16 protein-coding genes are annotated in these 19,172 nt (G+C 73.4%); 9 read left to right on the top strand and 7 right to left on the bottom strand.

Translation table 11 applies throughout. The annotated features are described in order from the left end of the window. Positions 1-67: 67 nt before the first annotated feature. The 3 genes from DEJ33_RS05380 to DEJ33_RS05370 all read left to right on the top strand — a co-directional run bounded on the left by DEJ33_RS05380 (position 68) and on the right by DEJ33_RS05370 (position 4,722). Positions 68-400 carry a WhiB family transcriptional regulator gene (locus tag DEJ33_RS05380; protein ID WP_374107134.1) on the top strand — a complete coding sequence of 111 codons (333 nt, stop codon included), beginning with the start codon at positions 68-70 and terminating at the stop codon, positions 398-400. Between the two features lie 75 nt (positions 401-475). Continuing rightward, entirely contained in the window at positions 476-3,328 is a 2,853-nt protein-coding gene (locus DEJ33_RS05375; RefSeq protein WP_111194425.1) for a glycosyltransferase family 2 protein, read from the top strand. Next, positions 3,325-4,722 carry a DUF5719 family protein gene (locus DEJ33_RS05370; RefSeq protein ID WP_111194424.1) on the top strand — a complete coding sequence of 466 codons (1,398 nt, stop codon included), beginning with the start codon at positions 3,325-3,327 and terminating at the stop codon, positions 4,720-4,722. The genes DEJ33_RS05375 and DEJ33_RS05370 overlap by 4 nt, the downstream gene beginning before the upstream one ends. A 31-nt stretch (positions 4,723-4,753) precedes the next feature. On the opposite strand, the gene DEJ33_RS05365 is transcribed toward DEJ33_RS05370, so the two are convergent. Continuing rightward, positions 4,754-5,194, bottom strand: coding sequence for a metallopeptidase family protein (locus DEJ33_RS05365; protein WP_111194423.1), 441 nt, complete (start codon positions 5,192-5,194; stop codon positions 4,754-4,756). Between the two features lie 68 nt (positions 5,195-5,262). Here DEJ33_RS05365 and DEJ33_RS05360 point away from each other — a divergent pair, with 68 nt between their 5' ends. Next, positions 5,263-5,490: a DUF3499 family protein gene (locus tag DEJ33_RS05360; RefSeq protein WP_110904719.1), complete on the top strand. Its 228-nt coding sequence runs from the start codon at positions 5,263-5,265 to the stop codon at positions 5,488-5,490. A 108-nt stretch (positions 5,491-5,598) separates the two neighbouring features. Further along, the gene (ahcY, locus tag DEJ33_RS05355; RefSeq protein ID WP_111044300.1) at positions 5,599-7,092 is read left to right on the top strand and encodes an adenosylhomocysteinase; all 1,494 of its coding nucleotides are present in this window, start codon (positions 5,599-5,601) and stop codon (positions 7,090-7,092) included. 33 nt (positions 7,093-7,125) lie between these two features. Here ahcY and DEJ33_RS05350 read toward each other — a convergent pair whose 3' ends face one another. Further along, positions 7,126-7,995, bottom strand: coding sequence for an RDD family protein (locus DEJ33_RS05350; RefSeq protein WP_111194422.1), 870 nt, complete (start codon positions 7,993-7,995; stop codon positions 7,126-7,128). A 77-nt stretch (positions 7,996-8,072) separates the two neighbouring features. Between DEJ33_RS05350 and DEJ33_RS05345 the strand changes: the two genes are divergently transcribed. Further along, positions 8,073-9,068, top strand: coding sequence for a stage II sporulation protein M (locus DEJ33_RS05345; RefSeq protein ID WP_111194477.1), 996 nt, complete (start codon positions 8,073-8,075; stop codon positions 9,066-9,068). Between the two features lie 43 nt (positions 9,069-9,111). Here DEJ33_RS05345 and DEJ33_RS05340 read toward each other — a convergent pair whose 3' ends face one another. The 5 genes from DEJ33_RS05340 to DEJ33_RS05320 are packed head-to-tail and all read right to left on the bottom strand — an operon-like array spanning position 9,112 to position 14,891. Further along, positions 9,112-10,464, bottom strand: coding sequence for a DUF58 domain-containing protein (locus DEJ33_RS05340; protein WP_111194421.1), 1,353 nt, complete (start codon positions 10,462-10,464; stop codon positions 9,112-9,114). Next, positions 10,464-11,471: an AAA family ATPase gene (locus DEJ33_RS05335; RefSeq protein ID WP_375334713.1), complete on the bottom strand. Its 1,008-nt coding sequence runs from the start codon at positions 11,469-11,471 to the stop codon at positions 10,464-10,466. Before DEJ33_RS05335 ends, DEJ33_RS05340 begins: the two co-directional genes overlap by 1 nt. Further along, positions 11,468-12,832 (bottom strand): DUF4350 domain-containing protein, encoded by a 1,365-nt coding sequence (locus DEJ33_RS05330; RefSeq protein WP_111194420.1) that lies wholly within the window; start codon positions 12,830-12,832, stop codon positions 11,468-11,470. The genes DEJ33_RS05335 and DEJ33_RS05330 overlap by 4 nt, the downstream gene beginning before the upstream one ends. Then, complete coding sequence (locus DEJ33_RS05325) at positions 12,829-13,470, bottom strand: DUF4129 domain-containing protein (protein ID WP_111194419.1); 642 nt, start codon at positions 13,468-13,470, stop codon at positions 12,829-12,831. The genes DEJ33_RS05330 and DEJ33_RS05325 overlap by 4 nt, the downstream gene beginning before the upstream one ends. Further along, the gene (locus DEJ33_RS05320; protein WP_181437252.1) at positions 13,467-14,891 is read right to left on the bottom strand and encodes a glycerophosphoryl diester phosphodiesterase membrane domain-containing protein; all 1,425 of its coding nucleotides are present in this window, start codon (positions 14,889-14,891) and stop codon (positions 13,467-13,469) included. The genes DEJ33_RS05325 and DEJ33_RS05320 overlap by 4 nt, the downstream gene beginning before the upstream one ends. Before the next feature lie 145 nt (positions 14,892-15,036). On the opposite strand from DEJ33_RS05320, the gene mtrA reads away from it, so the two are divergent. Genes mtrA through DEJ33_RS05305 form a run of 3 tightly spaced genes read left to right on the top strand, consistent with a single transcriptional unit; the run spans position 15,037 to position 19,093 of the window. Continuing rightward, positions 15,037-15,714, top strand: a complete 678-nt coding sequence (gene mtrA, locus DEJ33_RS05315) for an MtrAB system response regulator MtrA (RefSeq protein WP_110904734.1) — start codon at positions 15,037-15,039, stop codon at positions 15,712-15,714. 5 nt (positions 15,715-15,719) lie between these two features. Continuing rightward, entirely contained in the window at positions 15,720-17,384 is a 1,665-nt protein-coding gene (gene mtrB, locus DEJ33_RS05310; protein WP_258378098.1) for an MtrAB system histidine kinase MtrB, read from the top strand. Next, the gene (locus tag DEJ33_RS05305; protein WP_111194417.1) at positions 17,381-19,093 is read left to right on the top strand and encodes a GerMN domain-containing protein; all 1,713 of its coding nucleotides are present in this window, start codon (positions 17,381-17,383) and stop codon (positions 19,091-19,093) included. The genes mtrB and DEJ33_RS05305 overlap by 4 nt, the downstream gene beginning before the upstream one ends. Positions 19,094-19,172 lie beyond the last annotated feature (79 nt).

The following is a 19,172-nucleotide window of genomic DNA, read 5'->3' as shown; positions in this document are numbered from 1 at the left end:
GGTAATCACACCGATGTAATTACACCGACGGCATCGTCGTCAGGGTCCCGAACCGAGACGTCAAGGGGTGATCAGGGTGAGCGCATCCGACTTCGAAGCCGGAGTGCCGGACGACTGGCACGTCGACCCCGTCGCGCTCGGTGTCCCGGGCGTCCGCCGGTCGACCGAGGCCGACGAGGAGAACCCGCTCTCGTGGCAGGTCGACTCACTCTGCGCGCAGACCGACCCCGAGGCGTTCTTCCCCGAGAAGGGCGGCTCCACCCGCGAAGCCAAGAAGATCTGCACCTCGTGCGAGGTCCGGTCGCAGTGCCTCGAGTACGCGCTCGAGAACGACGAGCGGTTCGGCATCTGGGGCGGTCTCTCCGAGCGTGAGCGTCGCAAGCTCCGCAAGCGCGCCTGAGGCTCCCACAGGTTCACGCCGCGCCGTCGTGCGCGGCCGGCACCGTGCCTCCCGGCCCGTAGAGTCGCTCCCGTCATGCAGCCCAGTGCCTCCACGCCCCGCGTCACCGCGATCCTCGTCGCAGCCAACGGGTCGGACCATCTCGACCGCACCCTGAACGCCCTGGCGGCGCAGACCCGCCCGCCGGAGGGACTCGTGGTGGTCGACGTCGGCTCGACCGACGGGTCGACCTCCGAGCTCTCCTTCGGCGGCAGCGCCCAGCTGTCCCGCATCGCGGCCGGGCGGCCCTTCGGCGAGGCGGTTCGGCACGGCGAGCAGGTCGCCCCCCGCGCCGAAGCCCAGGACGGCGTCGACGAGTGGCTCTGGCTGGTCGGCCACGACAACAGCCCCACGCCCGGCACCCTCGCCGCGCTCCTCGGTGCCGTCGAGATCGCCCCCTCGGTCGCGATCGCCGGCCCGAAACTCGTCAACGTCGACGACCCGGCCCGCATCGCCGCGTTCGGCGAGAGCATGACGCGGATGGGGCGCTCGATCACCCTCGTCCAGGACGAACTCGACCAGGGCCAGCACGACCGGCACACCGACGTGCTCGGTGTCTCCGCGGGTGGCATGCTCGTCCGCCGGTCCGTGTGGAACAGCCTCGGCGGCTTCGACCCCGCGTTGCCGGACGTCGACGCAGCCCTCGACTTCTCGGTGCGTGCCCGCCTCGCCGGCCACCGCGTCGCCGTCGTCCCGGACGCCCGGGCCACCAGCGCCGGTCCGATCGAGGAGTTCGGCCGCGCGAAGGTGTCCGAGCGGCGCCGTGTGCGGATGCACCGCCAGGCGCAGCTGCACCGCCGCCTGACCTACTCGTCCGCCGGTGTCCTCTGGATCCACTGGCTGACCCTCGTGCCGTTCGCCCTCGGACGGGCGATCGGACACCTCGTCGCGAAGCACCCGGCCGCGGTCGGCGGTGAGCTCGCCGCCGCGTTCGCGGTCGCCTTCGGCGGTGGGGTCGGTCGTGCCCGGCGGACCCTCGCGGCGAACCGGAAGCTCGGGTGGGGGGCGATCGAACCGCTCCGGATCAGCTGGCGACGGGTGCACGAACACCGCACGACCTCCCGTGACGTCGAACTCGCCCGCGTCGAGGACGCACCGATCGCCCGAGCGTCCTTCCTGGCGGACGGCGGCATCTGGGCGGTCCTCGCCGCCGTCGTGCTCAGCGTCGTGACGCTCTTCCCGCTGCTCGGCTCGCCCGCGCTCACCGGCGGGGGGCTGCTGCCGCTCAGCACGGACGTCGGCGACCTCTGGCGGAACGTCGGCTACGGCTGGCACTCCCTCGGTACCGGCTCCACCGGCCCATCCGACCCCTTCGCCGCGGTGCTCGCGGTGCTCGGCTCGATCACGTTCTGGTCGCCGTCGACCTCGATCGTGCTCGTCATGCTCCTGTCCTTCCCGCTCGCCGCCCTCGGCGCGTGGGCCGCGGTGCGCAAGGTGACGACGCGGACCTGGGTGCCGGTCATCGGTGCCGTCCTCTACACGGTCGCACCGGCCCTCGTCGGCGGGGTCACCACCGGCCACCTCGGCGCCGTGATCGCCCACGTGCTGCTGCCCTGGCTGTTCCTGACGCTGGTCGAGGCGCACCGGTCGTGGGCGTCGGCCTCCGGGGCTGCGCTGCTCTTCGCGGTCGTCGCCGCGTCGGCACCGTCGCTCCTGCCGGTGCTCCTGATCGGCTGGCTCGTCGCCCTCGTGATCGGCTGGCGGCACGCACACCGACGGGTCTTCGTACCGGTGCCGGCCGCCGTGCTCTTCGTCCCGCTCGTGCTCGCGCAGATCGCCCGGGGCAACCCGCTCGCCGTCTTCGCGGACCCGGGCGTCCCCTCCGCCACGCCCGCGCCGAGTGCGCTGCAGCTGGCGATCGGGCAACCGCTGCCGGACTGGAACGGGTGGCTGTCCGCCGTCGCGCCGCTCGGCCTCGGCGACGCCGTGCTGCCGGTCGCGATGGCCGTGCTGGCCCTGCCGGTCGCGGCGAGCGCGATCGGTGCCGTCCTCGGCCACCGCTGGTCCCTGGCGGGCACGGCGCTCGTCGCCGCCCTGCTCGGCTACGCGACCGCGTTCGGAGCGACGCACCTCGCCGTCACCGGCGTCGGCTCCACCACCACGATCGTCTGGCCGGGCAGCGCCCTGTCGGTGTTCGCGCTCGCGATCGTCGTCGCGGCGTGCATCGGCATCGACACCGTCCCCCGGGCGGCCCCGGTCGTCGGGCTCGTCGCCGCGGTCTTCGCGGCCGTCGCGGTGGCTCCCGCCTTCGCGGCCTTCTACCTCGACCGAGCGGCCATCCAGCCGACCTCGGGCCGGGTGCTCAGCGCGTACGTCAACGCCGAGGCGCAGGCGAACCCCGATGTCGGCACGCTCGTCGTCCAGCCGCAGACCGACGGGTCGCTCGCGGTCGCCCTCGAGCGCGGCCAGGGCTCCACGCTCGACGACCAGTGGACCCTCGATGCGACAGCCCTCTCGCTGAGCCGGTCCGGCAGCCGCCTGGCGACCCTCGCCGGCAACCTGGCGAGCCGCAGCGGCTACGACCCCGAGCCGGCGCTCCGTGACCTCGGCATCAGCTTCGTCCTGCTCGACGACGCCCCCGAAGACGCCGAGGCCCGCGCGGTCCACGACCGGGCCGCCGGGGCGATCGGACAGGACGCCCGCTTCACGAGCATCGGGGAGACCGCCAGCGGGTCGCTCTTCCACTACGAGGGCGACGTCGACCGGACGAGCACCGGCTCGGCCGCCGCGAAGGCGACCCACGTGCTCTACCTCGTGGTCATCGGCGTGGTCTTCGGCGCGGCCGCACTGCTCGCCGTGCCGACCGCGCCGCGCCGCCGCCGTGCCACGTCGAACGTCCTCGAGGCCGACGAACCCGCCACCACCTTCGACGAGGAGCGCGACGAATGAGCACGAGCACCGCGCGCCGCTGGGCACTCCGCGGCACCGCCACCGTCGTGGCCGTGGTCGTCGCGGCCGGCACGATCGCCGCCGCGCACACCATCGGCACGACCGCGGAGCCGGGGCACCCAGCCGGGCGGACCGTCACCCCGGTGCCGGCCGCGGCCGAGCGGGTCTGCGCCGGCAGCGCGCTGCGTCTGTCCGACGACGCCGGCAACGACGCCACCCGCGCGAGCACCATCGGCTCGCCGGAGATCGCCACCGCCACCACCGGTGACCGGGTCGACCGGAGCGAACTCGGCAGCGCGAGCACCGGCAGCAGCGTCCCGACGCTCCTCACCGCCCCGGCGGGCGACACCGCTCCGCAGGTGGCGGGCAGCAGCTCCCAGAGCGTGTCCGACGGCGACGTCGTCGGCGTGGGGGCAGCCTCCTGTGACGACCCGTCGCAGTCGACCTGGCTCGTCGGCGGTTCGACCGAGACCGGTCGCACCAGCCTCGTCACCCTCAGTAACCCGACCGACGTCAACGCGACCGTCGACCTGTCGATCGCCGACACCAGCGGCGCCGTCAGCGCACCGGGGACCACCGGCATCGTGGTCGCCCCGAACTCGCAGAAGGTCGTCCCGCTGTCCGGTTTCGTCACCGACCAGGGTTCGACGGTCGTGCACGTCACGTCCTCCGGCGGCCAGATCGTCGCCCACATGCAGGAGACCGTTGTCCGGACGCTCACCCCCGGCGGCTTCGACATCGTCTCCGGCGGCGCGGCCCCGTCACGGACCCAGGTCATCCCCGCGGTCGTGCTCGAGGACGCCGAGGGCGCGCAACGCGGCGAGGACACCGCCGATGCCGCTCCGGTGCTGCGTCTCTACGTCCCCGGCACCGAGGTCGCGCGTGTCACGCTCGGCATCACCACGGCCGACGGCGGCGGGACCACGGTCGACGCCACCGCCGAGCCGGGCGTCGTCACCGACGTGCCGCTCGACGACTTCCCGGACGGCCGCTACTCGTTCACGATCGACTCGTCGGTGCCGATCGTCGCGGGGGCACGCACGACGACCCCGACCGACGACGGGCGGACCGACCTCGGCTGGTTCGCGTCGGCCGAGCCGCTCTCCGCCACCACGGTCACGGCGGTCGCGGCCGGCTCCGGCGCTCGCCTGAACCTCGTCAACCCGACGCGGCAGGACGCGACCGTGACGGTCCGGTCCGGTGACGACGCTCAGGAGGTGCAGGTCACCTCCGGTTCCACCGCCACCGTGACCGTGCCGAGTGCGCAGCAGGTGACGATCAGCGGCGCCGAGGGCCTGGTGGCCGGGGTGACGTACCAGGGGGACGACGGCATCGCCGGGTTCCCGGTGCGCCCGGAGACCGAGGTCTCCAGTCCGGTGCGCGTCTACCCGTAACGAGCGAGGCCGTCGGGCGCCGACCGGCCCGTCACCAGTGACGGTAGCGGTCCGGTGCCAGGTCCCAGGGGTCCTTGTCGATGAGCTCCGCGACGGCGCGGAACACCGCGGTCTCGACGACGATCCGCCGGTCCACGTCGTCCTTCTCGGGGCTGTGGGTGACCCGCTCGACCGGGATCCGGAAGACGGTCACGCGGCGGGCGTCCCGGTCGATGCGCCACCGGGGGAGTTCGTCGGGCAGGCCGGTGTCGGTCGGCATGTCCGCGACCTGGAACACCACGCCCGTCAGTTCTTCCGGCCACAGTCCGACCAGGTAGTGCGCGGTGTCGCCGACGACGCGGTCGAAGGCCTCGGCCCGGGTGATCACCGGAGCCAGTTCCGGCCCGGTCACGCTCGACCGGTAACCCCGACCGTGGCGGGAACGACCGCGTGCACGGTCGACCGGGGTGACGATCCTGGGCTTGCGGCGCATCCCGCCATCGTACGCGGCAGGACCCCGCGCGGGCTCCCCGTGGCGCGGCCGGTAGGGTCGAGTCCGGTATGGACGTACGGATCTGCAGCAAGGTCGCCTGTGGCGCGGGCGCCTCGGCGACCCTGACGTACGACTACGCCGACTCGATGGTCGTCGTCGGGCCGCTCTCCGGACGCGTCGAACCGCACGGGTACGACCTCTGCGCCCGGCACGCCGCGACGCTGCGGGTCCCGCAGGGATGGCGCGTGATCCGGCGTGACCCGCCGCCCCGCACACCGGAGCGTCACCCGTCCTGACGGGAGGCGCGCCTCGCTCCCTCCTGCACCGTCAGCCGTCCCCGTGGGTCTGTCCACGGGCGTCACGCGACACCGTCCTGGTCGGCGGTGCGTGGGAGACTGAGCGGCATGCCGACCGACACCCGCGCCGCCGTCCCGTTCCGCGTCGCCGACCTCACGCTCGCCGAGGCCGGCCGCCACCAGATCCGACTCGCCGAGAACGAGATGCCCGGCCTGATGGCGCTCCGGGACGAGTTCCGCGCCGCGCAACCGCTCGCCGGGGCGCGCATCGCCGGCTCGCTGCACATGACCGTGCAGACCGCCGTCCTCATCGAGACGCTGGTCGCCCTCGGCGCGCAGGTCCGCTGGGCCAGCTGCAACATCTTCTCCACGCAGGACGAAGCCGCGGCCGCCGTCGCCGTCGGCCCGACCGGCACGGTCGACGCCCCCGCCGGCGTCCCGGTGTTCGCATGGAAGGGCGAGACCCTCGACGAGTACTGGTGGTGCACGAACCAGGTCTTCGACTGGAGCGCCGAGGCAGCCGAGGCCGGGGCCGACTCCGAGCCCGTCTCCTGGCGTGGCCCGAACCTGGTCCTCGACGACGGTGGCGACGCGACCATGCTCGTGCACACCGGCGCGGACGCGGAAGCCGCCGGCCGGGTCCCGGACGCCGGCCCCGACGCCAGCGCCGAGTGGGAGATCGTGCTGGCCACGGTCGCGTCCTCGCTCGAGCAGTCCGGCGACCGCTGGACCCGGATCGCCGCGGACATCGAGGGCGTCACCGAGGAGACCACCACCGGCGTCCACCGCCTGTACGAGCTGGCGCGCGCCGGCGGGCTGCGGTTCCCGGCGATCAACGTCAACGACTCGGTCACCAAGTCGAAGTTCGACAACAAGTACGGCATCCGCCACTCGCTGCCGGACGGCCTGAACCGGGCCACCGACGTCCTGATCGGCGGCAAGGTCGCGTTCGTCGTCGGCTACGGCGACGTCGGCAAGGGCGCGGCCGAGGCGCTCCGTGGTCAGGGCGCCCGTGTCATCGTCAGCGAGGTCGACCCGATCTGCGCGCTCCAGGCGGCGATGGACGGCTACCAGGTCGCCCGTCTGCAGGACGTCGCGGCCCAGGTGGACATCGTCGTCACCTGCACCGGCAACCTCGGGGTGGTCGGCGTGGACGACATGCTCGCGCTGAAGCACCTGGCGATCGTGGCGAACGTCGGGCACTTCGACAACGAGATCGACATGACCGGCCTCGAGTCGATGCCCGGCGCCGAGAAGGTCGAGATCAAGCCGCAGGTGCACGAGTGGCGTCTGCCCAACGGCCGCTCGATCCTGGTGCTCAGCGAAGGCCGCTTGATGAACCTCGGCAACGCCACCGGTCACCCGTCCTTCGTGATGAGCAACTCGTTCACGAACCAGGTGCTCGCGCAGATCGAACTGCACACCCGGCTCGAGCAGTACCCGGTCGGCGTCCACGTGCTGCCGAAGCACCTCGACGAGAAGGTCGCCCGGCTGCACCTGGAGGCCCTCGGGGTCCGGCTCACCGAACTCCGGCCGGAGCAGGCGGCGTACATCGGCGTCCCGGTCGAGGGCCCGTACAAGTCGGAGCAGTACCGCTACTGAGCCCTGGTGCCGGGGCAGCGTCCGTCGGGGTCCTCAGCGCGGGAAGCCCGGCGGACGCGCCCCCGCGAGCGTGCTCGCCCGCTCGAGGGTGCGCGCCCGGCCGGTGAACGCCCGTAGGTCACGCGCTCGGCGCAGCGCGACCACCCCGGCCAGGAACTCCTCGGCCGGGACCGGCGGCACCGGCTGCGCGTACTCGGCGACCTCGGCCGCCAGGGAACGCGCCACCTCGGCGCGGAGTCCGGGCTGCACCGAGGCCGCGCCCCGGAAGAACGCTGCGATGCGGTTCTCGAGCCGTTGCGGCAGCCGACGCACGTCCGCGACGCCGGCCCACCCGACGAGTGACGGCGGCAGCGTCACGACCGGGTCGACCGTCCGGCGCAGTCGCTCGTGCTGCACGACGGTACCCGCGAGCAGGTCGCCCAGGCGTCGAGGGCGGGAGCCGAACAGTGCGACGACCAGGGCGAGGGAGCCCACCGTGAGCCAGAGTTCCAGCAGTCCGACGAGGGCCCGGGTGAACGCGTGCCGGAACGACACCGCGCCGCCGTCGACCCGGACCACCCGGGTCCCGAGGGCGTACCGACCGACGCTCCGGCCTCGGGTGACGGTCTCGACGGCCGCCGGGACGAGCACGAAGACGACGACCACCACGACGATCTGCGCCGCGGCGGACCAGCCGCTGTCGACCCCGGTCGGCCAGACCCGGGACATGCCGATGAGGAGCATCACGAGGAGCACCACGAGGCACAGCGCGTCGAGCAGTGCGGCGGCTCCTCGCAGGACGATGCTCGCCGGCACGACGTCGAGCGCGACCGCCTCACCGACGACGAGCGCGTCGTCGGTGTCGTCCAGGGCGCGGACGAACCGGCGGTCCGCGAGGTCCCGGGGCGTGGCGCGCTTCGACATGGGATCATTCTGTCGGAACAGGACCACGAGCTGTCGTGGACCCGGAGCGTGGCTCCGACCAGCACGAGGGGGAGCGCATGGACCTGGACGCCTACTCGGAGGTGCATCGCGCTCGGTGGGACGAGCTCGACCGGCTCGCCCGACGACGCCCCACCTCGGGTGACGACGTCGATCGCATGCTCACCGACTACCGAGCGGCCGCGACCGACCTCGCCCGCATCCGGCAGCTGGCACCGCGCTCCGCGACCGGTGACCGGCTCTCGTTGACCCTCCACCGAGCCCGCCTCCGGTTCACGGGGACGCCGGTCGACCCCGTCACCGCCGTCGTCCGGTTCTTCGCCCTCCAGCTGCCCGCCGCGCTGTACCGGATCCGGTGGGTGACGATCTGGGTCGCGGTCGCCACGGTCGTCATCGCCGCCGTCACGGCCGTGTGGATCGCGTCGACGCCGGGCGCGGTCGACACGTTCGGGACGGACTCGGCACTCCGGCAGTACGCCACCCAGGACTTCGTCGACTACTACTCCGACCACGGGCTCGGAGCGTTCACCGCGCAGGTGTGGACGAACAACGCCTCCATCGCCGCGAGCATGGTGGCGTTCGGCATCACCGGGCTCTTCGTGCCGTACTCGATCGTGCAGAACGCGATGAGCCTCGGTGTCTCGGCGTCGATCATGCACTCGCAGGGTCGGCTCGGGGACTTCTTCCTCTACATCGCCCCGCACGGGCAGCTCGAGCTGTACTCGATCTTCCTGGCGGGTGGTGCCGGGCTGATGATCGCGTGGTCGTGGATCGCCCCGGGGCACCGGACCCGCGCGCAGGCGCTGGCCGAGGACGGTCGAGCGCTCATCACGGTCGCGATCGGCCTGGTGCTCACCCTGCTGCTGTCCGGCATCGTCGAGGGGACCGTCACCCGGCAGGACTGGCCGTGGCCGGTGAAGATCGGCATCGGCACGGTGGCGCTCGCCCTGGTCCTCGGCTACCAGTGGGGCGTCGGCGGGCGAGCACACCGGGCGGGGGAGCGTGGCGACGTCGACGAGTTCGACCGGGGAGCCACCGAGATCGTCGCCGGCTGACCCGGCGCGACCGCCCGGTGTCGCAACGTCCCGGACGGGCCGGTCAGAGCCTCCCGGCCGCCTTCGCGCGCAGGTAGGCGTCGGCCGTCCTCGGCGGGACCTCCTCGGGCAGACCCCGGACCACCTCGGCGCCGGCACGGCGGGCGACGTCGGCAACCCCGTCGGCGTCGAGCAGCGACCGTTCCGCGGCGGCCCGCCGGTACACGTCCACGGACCCGTTCGCGGATCCGTTCGCGGACCCGGCGCCGGACAGGAGGCCCGCCGCGCTGCCCCGGCTGCCGTCGGCGACCGCCATCCGCACCACCGCGGGGTCCTCGACGCTCGTCACGACGACCGCGTGCCGACGCGCGAGCGCGGGCAGGACCGTGAGGAGGTCACCGGAGGCACCCACGGAGTCGAGGCTGGTCGCGAGCACCACGAGCGCGCGCTGCGTGGTCACGGCGTCGACGATCCCGGGCACCGCGGCCCAGTCGGTCGGCCGGAGCTCGGGTTCGGCCAGGGCGAGGGCCTCGCCGAACCGCTGCACCACGTCCGAGCGGGTCGCGCTGAGCACCCGTCCGCGCACGGCGTCGTCGAGCACGACGAGGTCGACCCGGTCCCCGGCGGCCGCTGCGAGGGCGCCGACGAGCAGCGCAGTCTCGATCGCGGTGTCCAGGCGGGGCTCGTCGTCGACCCGCCCGGCACCGGCGCGTCCGGCGTCGACGACCACGACGACACGCCGGTCGCGCTCGGGTCGCCAGGTGCGGACGACCAGGTCCTGGCGGCGGGCGGTGGCACGCCAGTCGATCGACCGGACGTCGTCGCCGCGCACGTAGTCACGGAGCGAGTCGAACTCGGTGCCGTGTCCGCGGAGCTGCAGCGTGGTCTCGCCGTCGAGTTCGCGGAGTCGGGCGAGCCGGGACGGCAGGTGTCGGCGTGACCGGAACGGCGGGGTGACGACGAGTTCGGCCGGGGCGGGGACGACGCGTTGCCGGGCGACGAGGCCGAGCGGACCGGAGGCCCGGATCGCGATGCCGGTGGTGGTCCGCCGTCCGCGCCGGAACGGGGTGAAGCGCATCCGCGCGGTGCGTCGTTCACCGGCCGGCACCGTCAGTCGCACGCGTCGCGGCTCCTGGCCGGCGGAGGGCTCCCACATGTCCCGGACCAGGGCACGCAGGACCCGTCGGCCGTCGTTGGCGAGGACGAGCGTCCCGTCGGCTCCGGTGTCCCGACGGGCCAGCCGCGGCATCCGGCGTTCGACCCTGACCTGGCGCAGGTCCGCCGCGAGCAGCAGGTCGACGGCACTCGCGACGACCAGCAACCCGATCCACGCCGACGCACCCCACCCACTGCCGAGCAGCACCGTGGGGACGACGGCGACCGCCAGGAGCGCGACGAACCGGCCGGAGAGCGCCACTAGATCGGTACCCGGACCTGTTCGAGGACCTGCTGGAGCACCCCGTCCGCGCCGACGCCCTCGAGTTCGGCGTCGGCGGCGATCCGGAGGCGGTGTCGCCACACGGGCAGCAGCATCGCCTGGACGTGGTCGGGCGTGATGGCGTCGTAGCCGGTCAGCCAGGCCCACGCCTTGGCCGCGGCGAGCAGGGCCGTGGAACCGCGGGGGCTGACGCCGATGCGGACGGACGGCGCCTGGCGGGTGGCACGGGCCAGGTCCACGACGTACGCGAGCACGTCGTCGCGGGCGCCGACCGCCCGGACCGCGCGCTGTGCGGCCCGGACCTCGTCGACGCCGACCACGGGCACGATCCCCGCCGAGCGCACGTCGCGCGGCACGAACCCGTCGGCGTGCCGTCGGAGGACCTGCCACTCGACCTCGCGCGGCGGCAGGTCGAGCGTCAGCTTCATGAGGAACCGGTCGAGCTGCGCCTCGGGGAGCGTGTAGGTGCCCTCGAACTCGATGGGGTTCATCGTCGCCGCGACGAAGAACGGGTCGGGCAGCATCCGGGCTGCGCCGTCGACGCTGACCTGCCGTTCCTCCATCGCCTCGAGCAGCGCGGACTGCGTCTTCGGCGGCGTCCGGTTCACCTCGTCGGCGAGCAGCACGTTGGTGAACACCGGTCCTTCGCGGAACGGGAACGTGCCCGTCGAGGCGTCGTACACGAGCGAGCCGGTGACGTCCCCGGGCATCAGGTCGGGTGTGAACTGGATGCGCTTGGTGTCGAGTGACATCGCGGCGGCCAGGCTCCGGACGAGCAGGGTCTTCGCGACCCCCGGGACGCCCTCGAGCAGCACGTGGCCCTGGGCGAGCAGGCCGACGATCATGCCGGAGACGGCGCCCTCCTGCCCGACGACGGCCTTACCGACCTCGGCGCGGACGCGGGCGACCGCCTCGCGGAGCGGATCGGTGCCAGGGGTCGGTCCGGCGGAGCGCCCGGAGGGCGTGGTGGTGGGCAGGTCGGTCACGATCGTCCTCCTGGTCGTGTGCGGGTGGTCGCCGTCGTCGGTCCGGCGGGCGACCCGGTCGGTCCGGCGGGCGACCCGGTCGGTCCGGTCGGTCGCGTCGGCGGCTCGTCCGGGGCAGGTCGGGAGGCCCGTCCCACGTCCCCGGAGCGCGCGCGGTGGACCGCGTGCTCGAGTTCGTCCAGGGCAGCTGCTCCCTCGACGAGGGCCCGGTTGTCGCCGGTGGTCCCACCGACGAGCACGGCACCGACCTCGGCGGCGGAGCGTCCCGTCACCGCGGCGGCCCGCCGGACGACCTCGTCGACGTGCGCCGACCGGGGCAGTCCGAGGCTCCGTCCGATCCGCCGGAGTGCCGCGAGCCGGAGGGTGTCGAGCGCGTGGGTCCGGTCGCGGACGCGGGCGTAGAGCCGGGCGCGCCCCTCGGTGGTCTCGGCGGCACGCACCACGACGGGCAGGCGTTCGACGACCAGGGGGCCGAGTCGACGCCCGCGCCAGGACGCGGCGGCGACGGCGACCAGCCCGAGGACGGCGAGGGCACTCGGCACCCAGGGCGGTGCGAGATCGCCGAGGGACGGCGCGGCATCGGTGCCGTCCGGGGTGGGGACGTACCAGACCAGGCGGTCACCACTGCCGAGCAGCCCGAGTGCGAGGGCGGCGTTGCCCGCGCGGGTGACGGTGTCGTTGCGGAGGACACCGGTCGTGCCGAGCACCGTGACCCGGCCGTCCTCCGTGTCGGCGCTGAGGAGCCCCCAACGGGTGTCGGCGCCGGAGCCGGACGGGGCGCAGCGCTGCACGTCGGCATCGTCCGTGTCGTAGGTCGCACCGACGACGGTGACGGAACCCGCGGCCCGCGCGGCCGGGATCGGGCAGGTCGTCGTCGCCGCCACGCGGGTCGACGAGGTGCTGCCCGCCGGACGTGCGTCGACGCCGAACGACTCGAGGACCCCGGGGTCGTCCGTCACGAGGACCACATCGCCGACGGTCCGCGCGAGGCGCCGGGCGACACCGCGGTCGAGCACGCCGGCGGAGTCGTCCACCAGGACCGTGGCATCCGTCCCGACCTCGACGGCGTCCGCGTCGTGGACCACGTCGACCGTGGTGCCCTGCTGTCCGAGGACCTCGACCAACGCGCGCGAACCGCTCGCCGAGGTGGAGGTCGGGTCGAGCGGGACGTCGCGCTCGCGGTCGTCCCGGCCGACCGCGGCGGTCAGGGCAGCGAGCAGGAGGCCGACGACGACGACGGCGACCCAGGTGACGATCCGGACGCCGCGGTCCGAGGGACCCGGCCCCCCGGACTCCGTGGCGGACGTGGTAGTGTCCCGACCCGACGGGCCCACCCGTGCCGACGTCGTCGCGGAGCTCATGCCGGGACCGCCGGCCGGTCCGCGGGGAGGGGCCGTGCCTGTCGGACGGCACGTTCGGTCTCGAGCACGCGACGTGCGGCGGACTCGTCGGCCTCGACCCCCAGGTAGCGGACGGCGTCGAACGCGTCGGAGGCACCGCGCAGCAGGTCAGCGAGCTGCGGGAAGGGCACCGTGGCGCGGTCGGCGATGGCTCGGGCGGTCGCTCCGGGCACCACGACGACCAGGTCCCGTTCGCCGAGACCGCGGGCGAGGGCGCGGTAGCCCTCGAGGACCGCGGTCGCCCAGTCGCCGGAGCGGAAGGCGTCGTCCGCGGCTGCGGACACGGCCCGCGCGGACCGGAGGTCGTCGTCGTCGAAGACACCGCCGAGGGCACCCGGACGGACACGCGCACGGCGGTGGGGGAGACCCCGGGTGACGACGACCAGGACGACCACGGCGGCGAGCACGACGATCGCGATGACGAGCAGTGTGCGCCCGAAGCCGGTGGAGCCGACGCCGTCCGGGGCGAGCGAACCGAGCCAGTCGAGGAACGACCGCGAGGCCCGGTCCCACCAGGTCTCCTGTGCGCCCTGGTAGTCACGGTTGGCGAGCTCCCGCTCGAGCAGTCGGCGTGCCTCCTCGGGACCGGGGGTGCTCACCCGCGGCCGTCCTGCTGGTCGGGCTGATCGTGCTGGTCGTGCTGATCCGGCCGCTCCGGGGCCCAGGGCTGTTGCGGCTGCCAGGGCTGTTGTGGCTGCCAGGGCTGTTGCTGCGGCCAGGGCTGTTGCGACTGTTGCTGCGGCCAGCCCTGTTGCTGCGGCTGCCACGGCTGTTGCGGCGCCCACGGCTGCTGGGGCGACCAGGGAGCGCCCGGCGTCCAGGACGGCCGCGCCACCGGTGCGTGCGGTGCGAACGGGTCCGCGGGGTGACCGGTGTCCACGTGAGAGGCGATGCGCTGGTCGAGCGCCTCGGTGCGGATGCGTCGGTCGATCGCCAGGAAGGTCACGATGGAGGCGCTCAGCACGTCCGTCACGCACTGCACCGCGATCACCAGCAGGCTGCCGACGACCAGGGCCACGACGCCGCCGACCGAGGGTGCCGCACCGGTCGCCGCGGTCTGTCCGAGCGGGTCGAACACACCGGAGAACAGGGTGAGTCCGATGGTGAGCGGGATGCTGGCGATGCTCGCAGCGACGCCGAGCACGACCTGCACGAGCAGCAGGATGCCGAACGTGCGCCAGAACGCGCCGCGGGTGAGGCGCCACGACTGCCCTGCCGCCGAGAAGACGCTGCGACCCTCGAGTGCGATCGTCGGCACCGTGAAGGCGAAGCGGGTGACCAGGAAGGCGATGAGCACCAGGAAGCCGAGGACCATCAGGAAGACCGTCAGCACGAACCAGCCCGCTGAGCTGTCCCCGGCGGCCAGGGCGGCGACGAACGCGATCACGACGACGACGAAGACGACGGCGACCACGAACCCGGCGGCGAGCTGCAGCAGGATCCACCCGATGACCGACCCGCGACGACCGGCGAGCAGGGACCACAGTCCGCGGAACGTCCCGCGGCGTCCGAGCACCCGCTGCCCGGTGTCGACCGCGACCGGGGCGACGAGGAACCCGCGTGCCAGGTAACTGAGGAACGGCAGGCCGATCGCCAGCACTGCGTACAGGGTCACGGTCCCGGCGATGATGCTGTCCGCGTCCCCCCGACCGCCGCCGTCGACCGCGGACAGGACACGGCTCTGCAGGACCCGCTGACCGACCGCCGACCCGAGGGTGGCCAGGAGCCCGAGGACCCCGGACAGCAGGACGGCCCAGAGCAGCAGCACGCGCGCGTTGCGCCGGAAGACCGTGAAGGCGCCGGCCAGCACGTCGCCCAGACCGAGCGGCCGCAGCGGGATCACCGGACGGGACGCGGGCGGCAGTGGAGCCGGCCCGCCGGTGCGCGGCGCGGACGTGCCGGGGGCGGGCGTGCCTCCCGGCTGGCCGGAACCGACCCACTGCGTCGGCTGCTGCTGCGGGCCGTTCGACCCGTGCTGCGGCTGGTCCGTCCCCGGGACCTGCCATCCGTCTTCGACCATCGACCCGCCCCCTCGCCTGGCCGCTGCCGGAACGCGCGACCGTGTCCATCCTGTCGGAAAACCTGCGGTGACGGGGCCTCGGCTATCGTGAGCGGAGAGTACCCGTCCCTGGGTGCCCCACCCTGCCCTCCGGAGTCCGCATCCCATGACACCGCGCATCCTCGTCGTCGACGACGACCAGGCCCTCGCCGAGATGATCGGCATCGTCCTCCGCTCGGAGGGCTACGAGCCCGACTTCAGCGCGGACGGCAACGACGCCGTCGAGGCCTTCCACGCCACGAAGCCGGACCTCGTGCTGCTCGACGTCATGCTGCCGGGCATCGACGGCATCGAGGTGTGCCGTCGCATCCGGGCCGAGAGCGGCACGCCGATCATCATGCTCACCGCCAAGGGCGACACCGCGGACGTCGTCGCGGGACTCGAGAACGGCGCCGACGACTACGTCGTCAAGCCCTTCAACCCGAAGGAGCTCGTCGCCCGGATCCGGACCCGCCTGCGGCCGACCGCCACCGACGCGACCGTCCTGCACGTCGGCGACCTGGTCGTCGACGTCCCCGGACACGAGGTCCGCCGCGGTGACGCGGCCATCGCCCTCACGCCGCTCGAGTTCGACCTGCTCCGTGCGCTCGCCGAGAAGCCCAGCCAGGTGTTCACCCGCGAGATGCTCCTCGAACAGGTCTGGGGCTACCACTACAAGGCGGACACCCGCCTGGTGAACGTGCACGTGCAGCGCCTCCGCGCCAAGATCGAGCACGACCCGGACAACCCCCGCATCGTGACCACCGTCCGCGGGGTCGGGTACCGGGCCGGCGCGCAGAGCTGACGGACGTGACGTCCTCGTCGGCCCCGGCGCCGTTCCGCCGGGTGCGCCGGCGGGTCCGCACCTGGCTCCGCCGGATCTGGCGCGGGATCGCGTACCTCTGGCGTCGCTCGCTGATGGTCCGCTCGGCCGCGATCACGGTGGCGACCACCGGACTCGCCGTCGCCGTGATCGGCACCGCCGTCATGGTGAGCATCTCGAACAACGTGTACGCGCAGCGCCGCGACCAGATCGAGGCCGAGTCGGCGCGGGCGACCATCGTGGCGCAGAACATCTTCGACGCCGCCACCGCGGCCGAGGACAACAACCAGACCGAACTGGAGTCGCTGCAGAGCGAGGCGCAGAACGCGATCCTCTCGAACACCACCAGTCCGGGCGGGACGAGCATCGCGATCGAGCGCACACCCGGAGCCCGGACACCGCAGATCCTGCAGAACGTCGCCAGCACCGGGTTCCCGGACTCCGTGATCACGGACGACCTGCGGAAACGGGTGGCCGCCGACACCGGGGAGCTCAGTCTGCAACCCGTCCGGCTGGAGGGCCCGGACGGCCGCGGACCGGGGCTCGCCGTCGGGTCCACACTGCAGATCCCGAGCGCCGGCCAGTACGAGCTGTACATCGTGTACGACCTGTCCGATGCGCAGCAGACGCTGGACTTCGTGTCCCAGACCCTCTCGATCGGCGGTGTCGCCCTCATCGTGCTCATCGCGCTGGTCACCTCGCTCGTGGTGCGCCTGGTCGTCGTCCCCATCCGCGGCGCTGCCGAGACCAGCCGCAAGATCGCCGCCGGCCGTCTCGATGAACGCATCCCGGTCCGGGGTGAGGACGACATCGCCACCCTCGCCCGGAGTTTCAACGACATGGCCGACGCCGTCAGCCGCCAGATCACCCAGCTGGCCGAGCTCTCGCGCGTCCAGCAGCGGTTCGTGTCCGACGTCTCCCACGAGCTCCGGACGCCCCTCACCACGATCCGCCTCGCCGGGGACCTGCTCTTCGACGCCCGCCACGCGTTCGAGCCCTCCGTCGCCCGGTCCGCGGAACTGCTGCACGCCCAGGTCGACCGGTTCGAGCTGCTGCTCGCGGACCTGCTCGAGATCTCCCGGTACGACGCCCAGGCCGTCGAACTCGAGACCGAACCCGTCGTCCCCGCGGCGCTCGCGGCCGACATCGTCGAGGAGTTCCGCCCCCTGGCCGACCGCGCCGGCATCGAGCTGCGCCTGGCCACCCCGGGCGGACACACCACCATGCAGCTCGACGCCCGCCGGATCCGCCGCGTGCTCCGGAACCTCGTCGGCAACGCCATCGAGCACGGTGACGGCCGACCCGTCGACGTCGTGGTCGACAGCGACTCCCGCTCCGTCGCCATCGCGGTGCGCGACCGTGGCGTCGGGATGCCGGCCGAGGACACCGCCCGGGTGTTCGACCGCTTCTGGCGTGCCGACCCCAGCCGCAAGCGCACCATCGGCGGCACAGGACTCGGGCTCGCCATCAGCCTCGGCGACGCCCAGCTGCACGGCGGCCGCATCGACGTGTGGTCACGACCGGGCGAGGGCTCCGCGTTCGTGCTCACCCTGCCGCGTCGGAGCAGCGAGACCCCGCCGACGTCGGCGATCCCGCTGCCCGCGCTCGACGAGTCCTACGCGGGACCGACCGGAACGGAGGACCCGGCATGACCCGGACGGCCCGACCGACCCACCGTGCGCGCCTCCGGCTGGTGCTCACCGCCGCGCTCGCCGCCGTGACGCTGCTCGGCGCCACCGCCTGCGCGGCGATCCCCACCGGTGGTCCCGTGCGCTCCGGGCAGTCGATCACCGACGAGTCCCCCACCGGCGGTGTGGACTACCGTCCGACCGGCCCCGAGGACGGGGCGAACCAGACCGACCTGCTGACGCAGTTCATCGACGCCGCCACCGGCGCGCAGAACGACTACGCCGTCGCCCGCGAGTTCCTCAGCAGCGGCTTCTCGCAGAAGTGGAACCCGCGGCAGGGCGTCACCATCCGGCAGGGCGACGGTCAGGTCGAACGCGTCGGCGACCAGGAACTCACCTACACGCTCACCGCGAGTGCCTCGGTGGACGCCGACGGCGAGTACACCCAGGCGGTCCGCCCGACGTCCTCGACGCTGACGTTCCAGTTCGTCCGCGAGGACGGCCAGTGGCGCATCGCCTACGCCCCCGACGGCATCATCCTGTCGCCCGTCAACTTCACCTCGGTGTTCCAGCCGCACGCGCTGTACTTCTACGACCCCACCTACCGGTTCCTCGTCCCGGACGAGCGCTGGTTCCTGGCCCGCTCCTCCACCAGCACCCGCATCGTGAGCGCCCTGCTCTCCGGGCCCGCAGAGTGGCTCGAGGGCTCGGTCGTCTCGTCGTTCCCCGAGGGGACCCAGCTCTCCCTGAACGCCGTCACGATCGAGAGCGGCAGCGCGCAGGTCGACCTGTCGAGCGAGGCGCTCCGGGCGAACACGGTCGAGAAGGTCCGGATGCGCGAACAGCTCACCGACTCGCTCTCCTCGGTCGCCACGATCTCCTCGGTCGACCTCACCGTCGAGGGCGTCGCCCTGCCCCTGCCCGACTCCAGCGGCACGAGTGCCCAGCGGAACCCCGACGTCGACGCTCGACCCCTCGTCGTCCAGGACCGTGTCGCCGGGTACGCCACACCGGGCACCGGGGACGTCACCGCGCTCGGCGGCGGACTGAGCGACCGGATCGCCGGCCTCGACCCGAGCTCGCTCGCCCTCTCCGCATCCGGCACGGCCGCAGCCGTCGGCAACGACGACGGTGTGTTCGTGGTCCGGTCCGGCAAGGACCCGCTGCGCATCGACACCCGCGAGGACCTCGTGCCACCGAGCATCGACGACCAGGGCTTCGTCTGGGTCGCGCAGCAGTCGGACACCCGGTCGATCACGGCGTACGGGCTGGGCGGCGACCCGCACACCGTCACCTCGACCCTCCCCGAGGGCCGGCTGGTGTCGTTCCAGGTGTCCCGGGACTCGACCCGGGCCCTGGCACTCCTCGACACCGACGACGGTGCCGCGCTCTACGTCGTCGCGATCACGCGCGGCTCCGACCGTGCGCCGACCTCGCTCGGCCCGCCCGTCCGCGTGCAGGCCGCCGACGGTGACCCCGTCGGAGCCGCCTGGGTCGACGAGCTCGACGTCGCCTCGGTCGGACGCACGACGGCCGGCTCGAGCATCGTCCGCACCACCGTCGGCGGGCAGTGGGACACCCTCGCGAAGCCGGACGGCCGCGCGACGGCGATCGCCGGGGGGAGCGGCAGTGCGCTGTTGCTCCGGATGTCCGACGGGTCGGTGCTGCAGTCGACCGGCGCCGGGTGGGACACCACCGGCGTCGAGGCGTCGGTGCTCGGCGTGCAGCGCTGACCGGGGGCTCTCCCTCCACATCCGGGCCGGACGGGAGGCCCGTCCACAGTCCGCCCCGTCGGCCCACCCCCGACGGTCC

The sequence above is a fragment of the Curtobacterium sp. MCPF17_047 genome, assembly GCF_003234045.1.
Lineage (GTDB): Bacteria > Actinomycetota > Actinomycetes > Actinomycetales > Microbacteriaceae > Curtobacterium.
The sequence above is the reverse complement of the archived record's forward strand: the minus strand, read 5'-3'. Positions and strand labels throughout refer to the sequence as shown.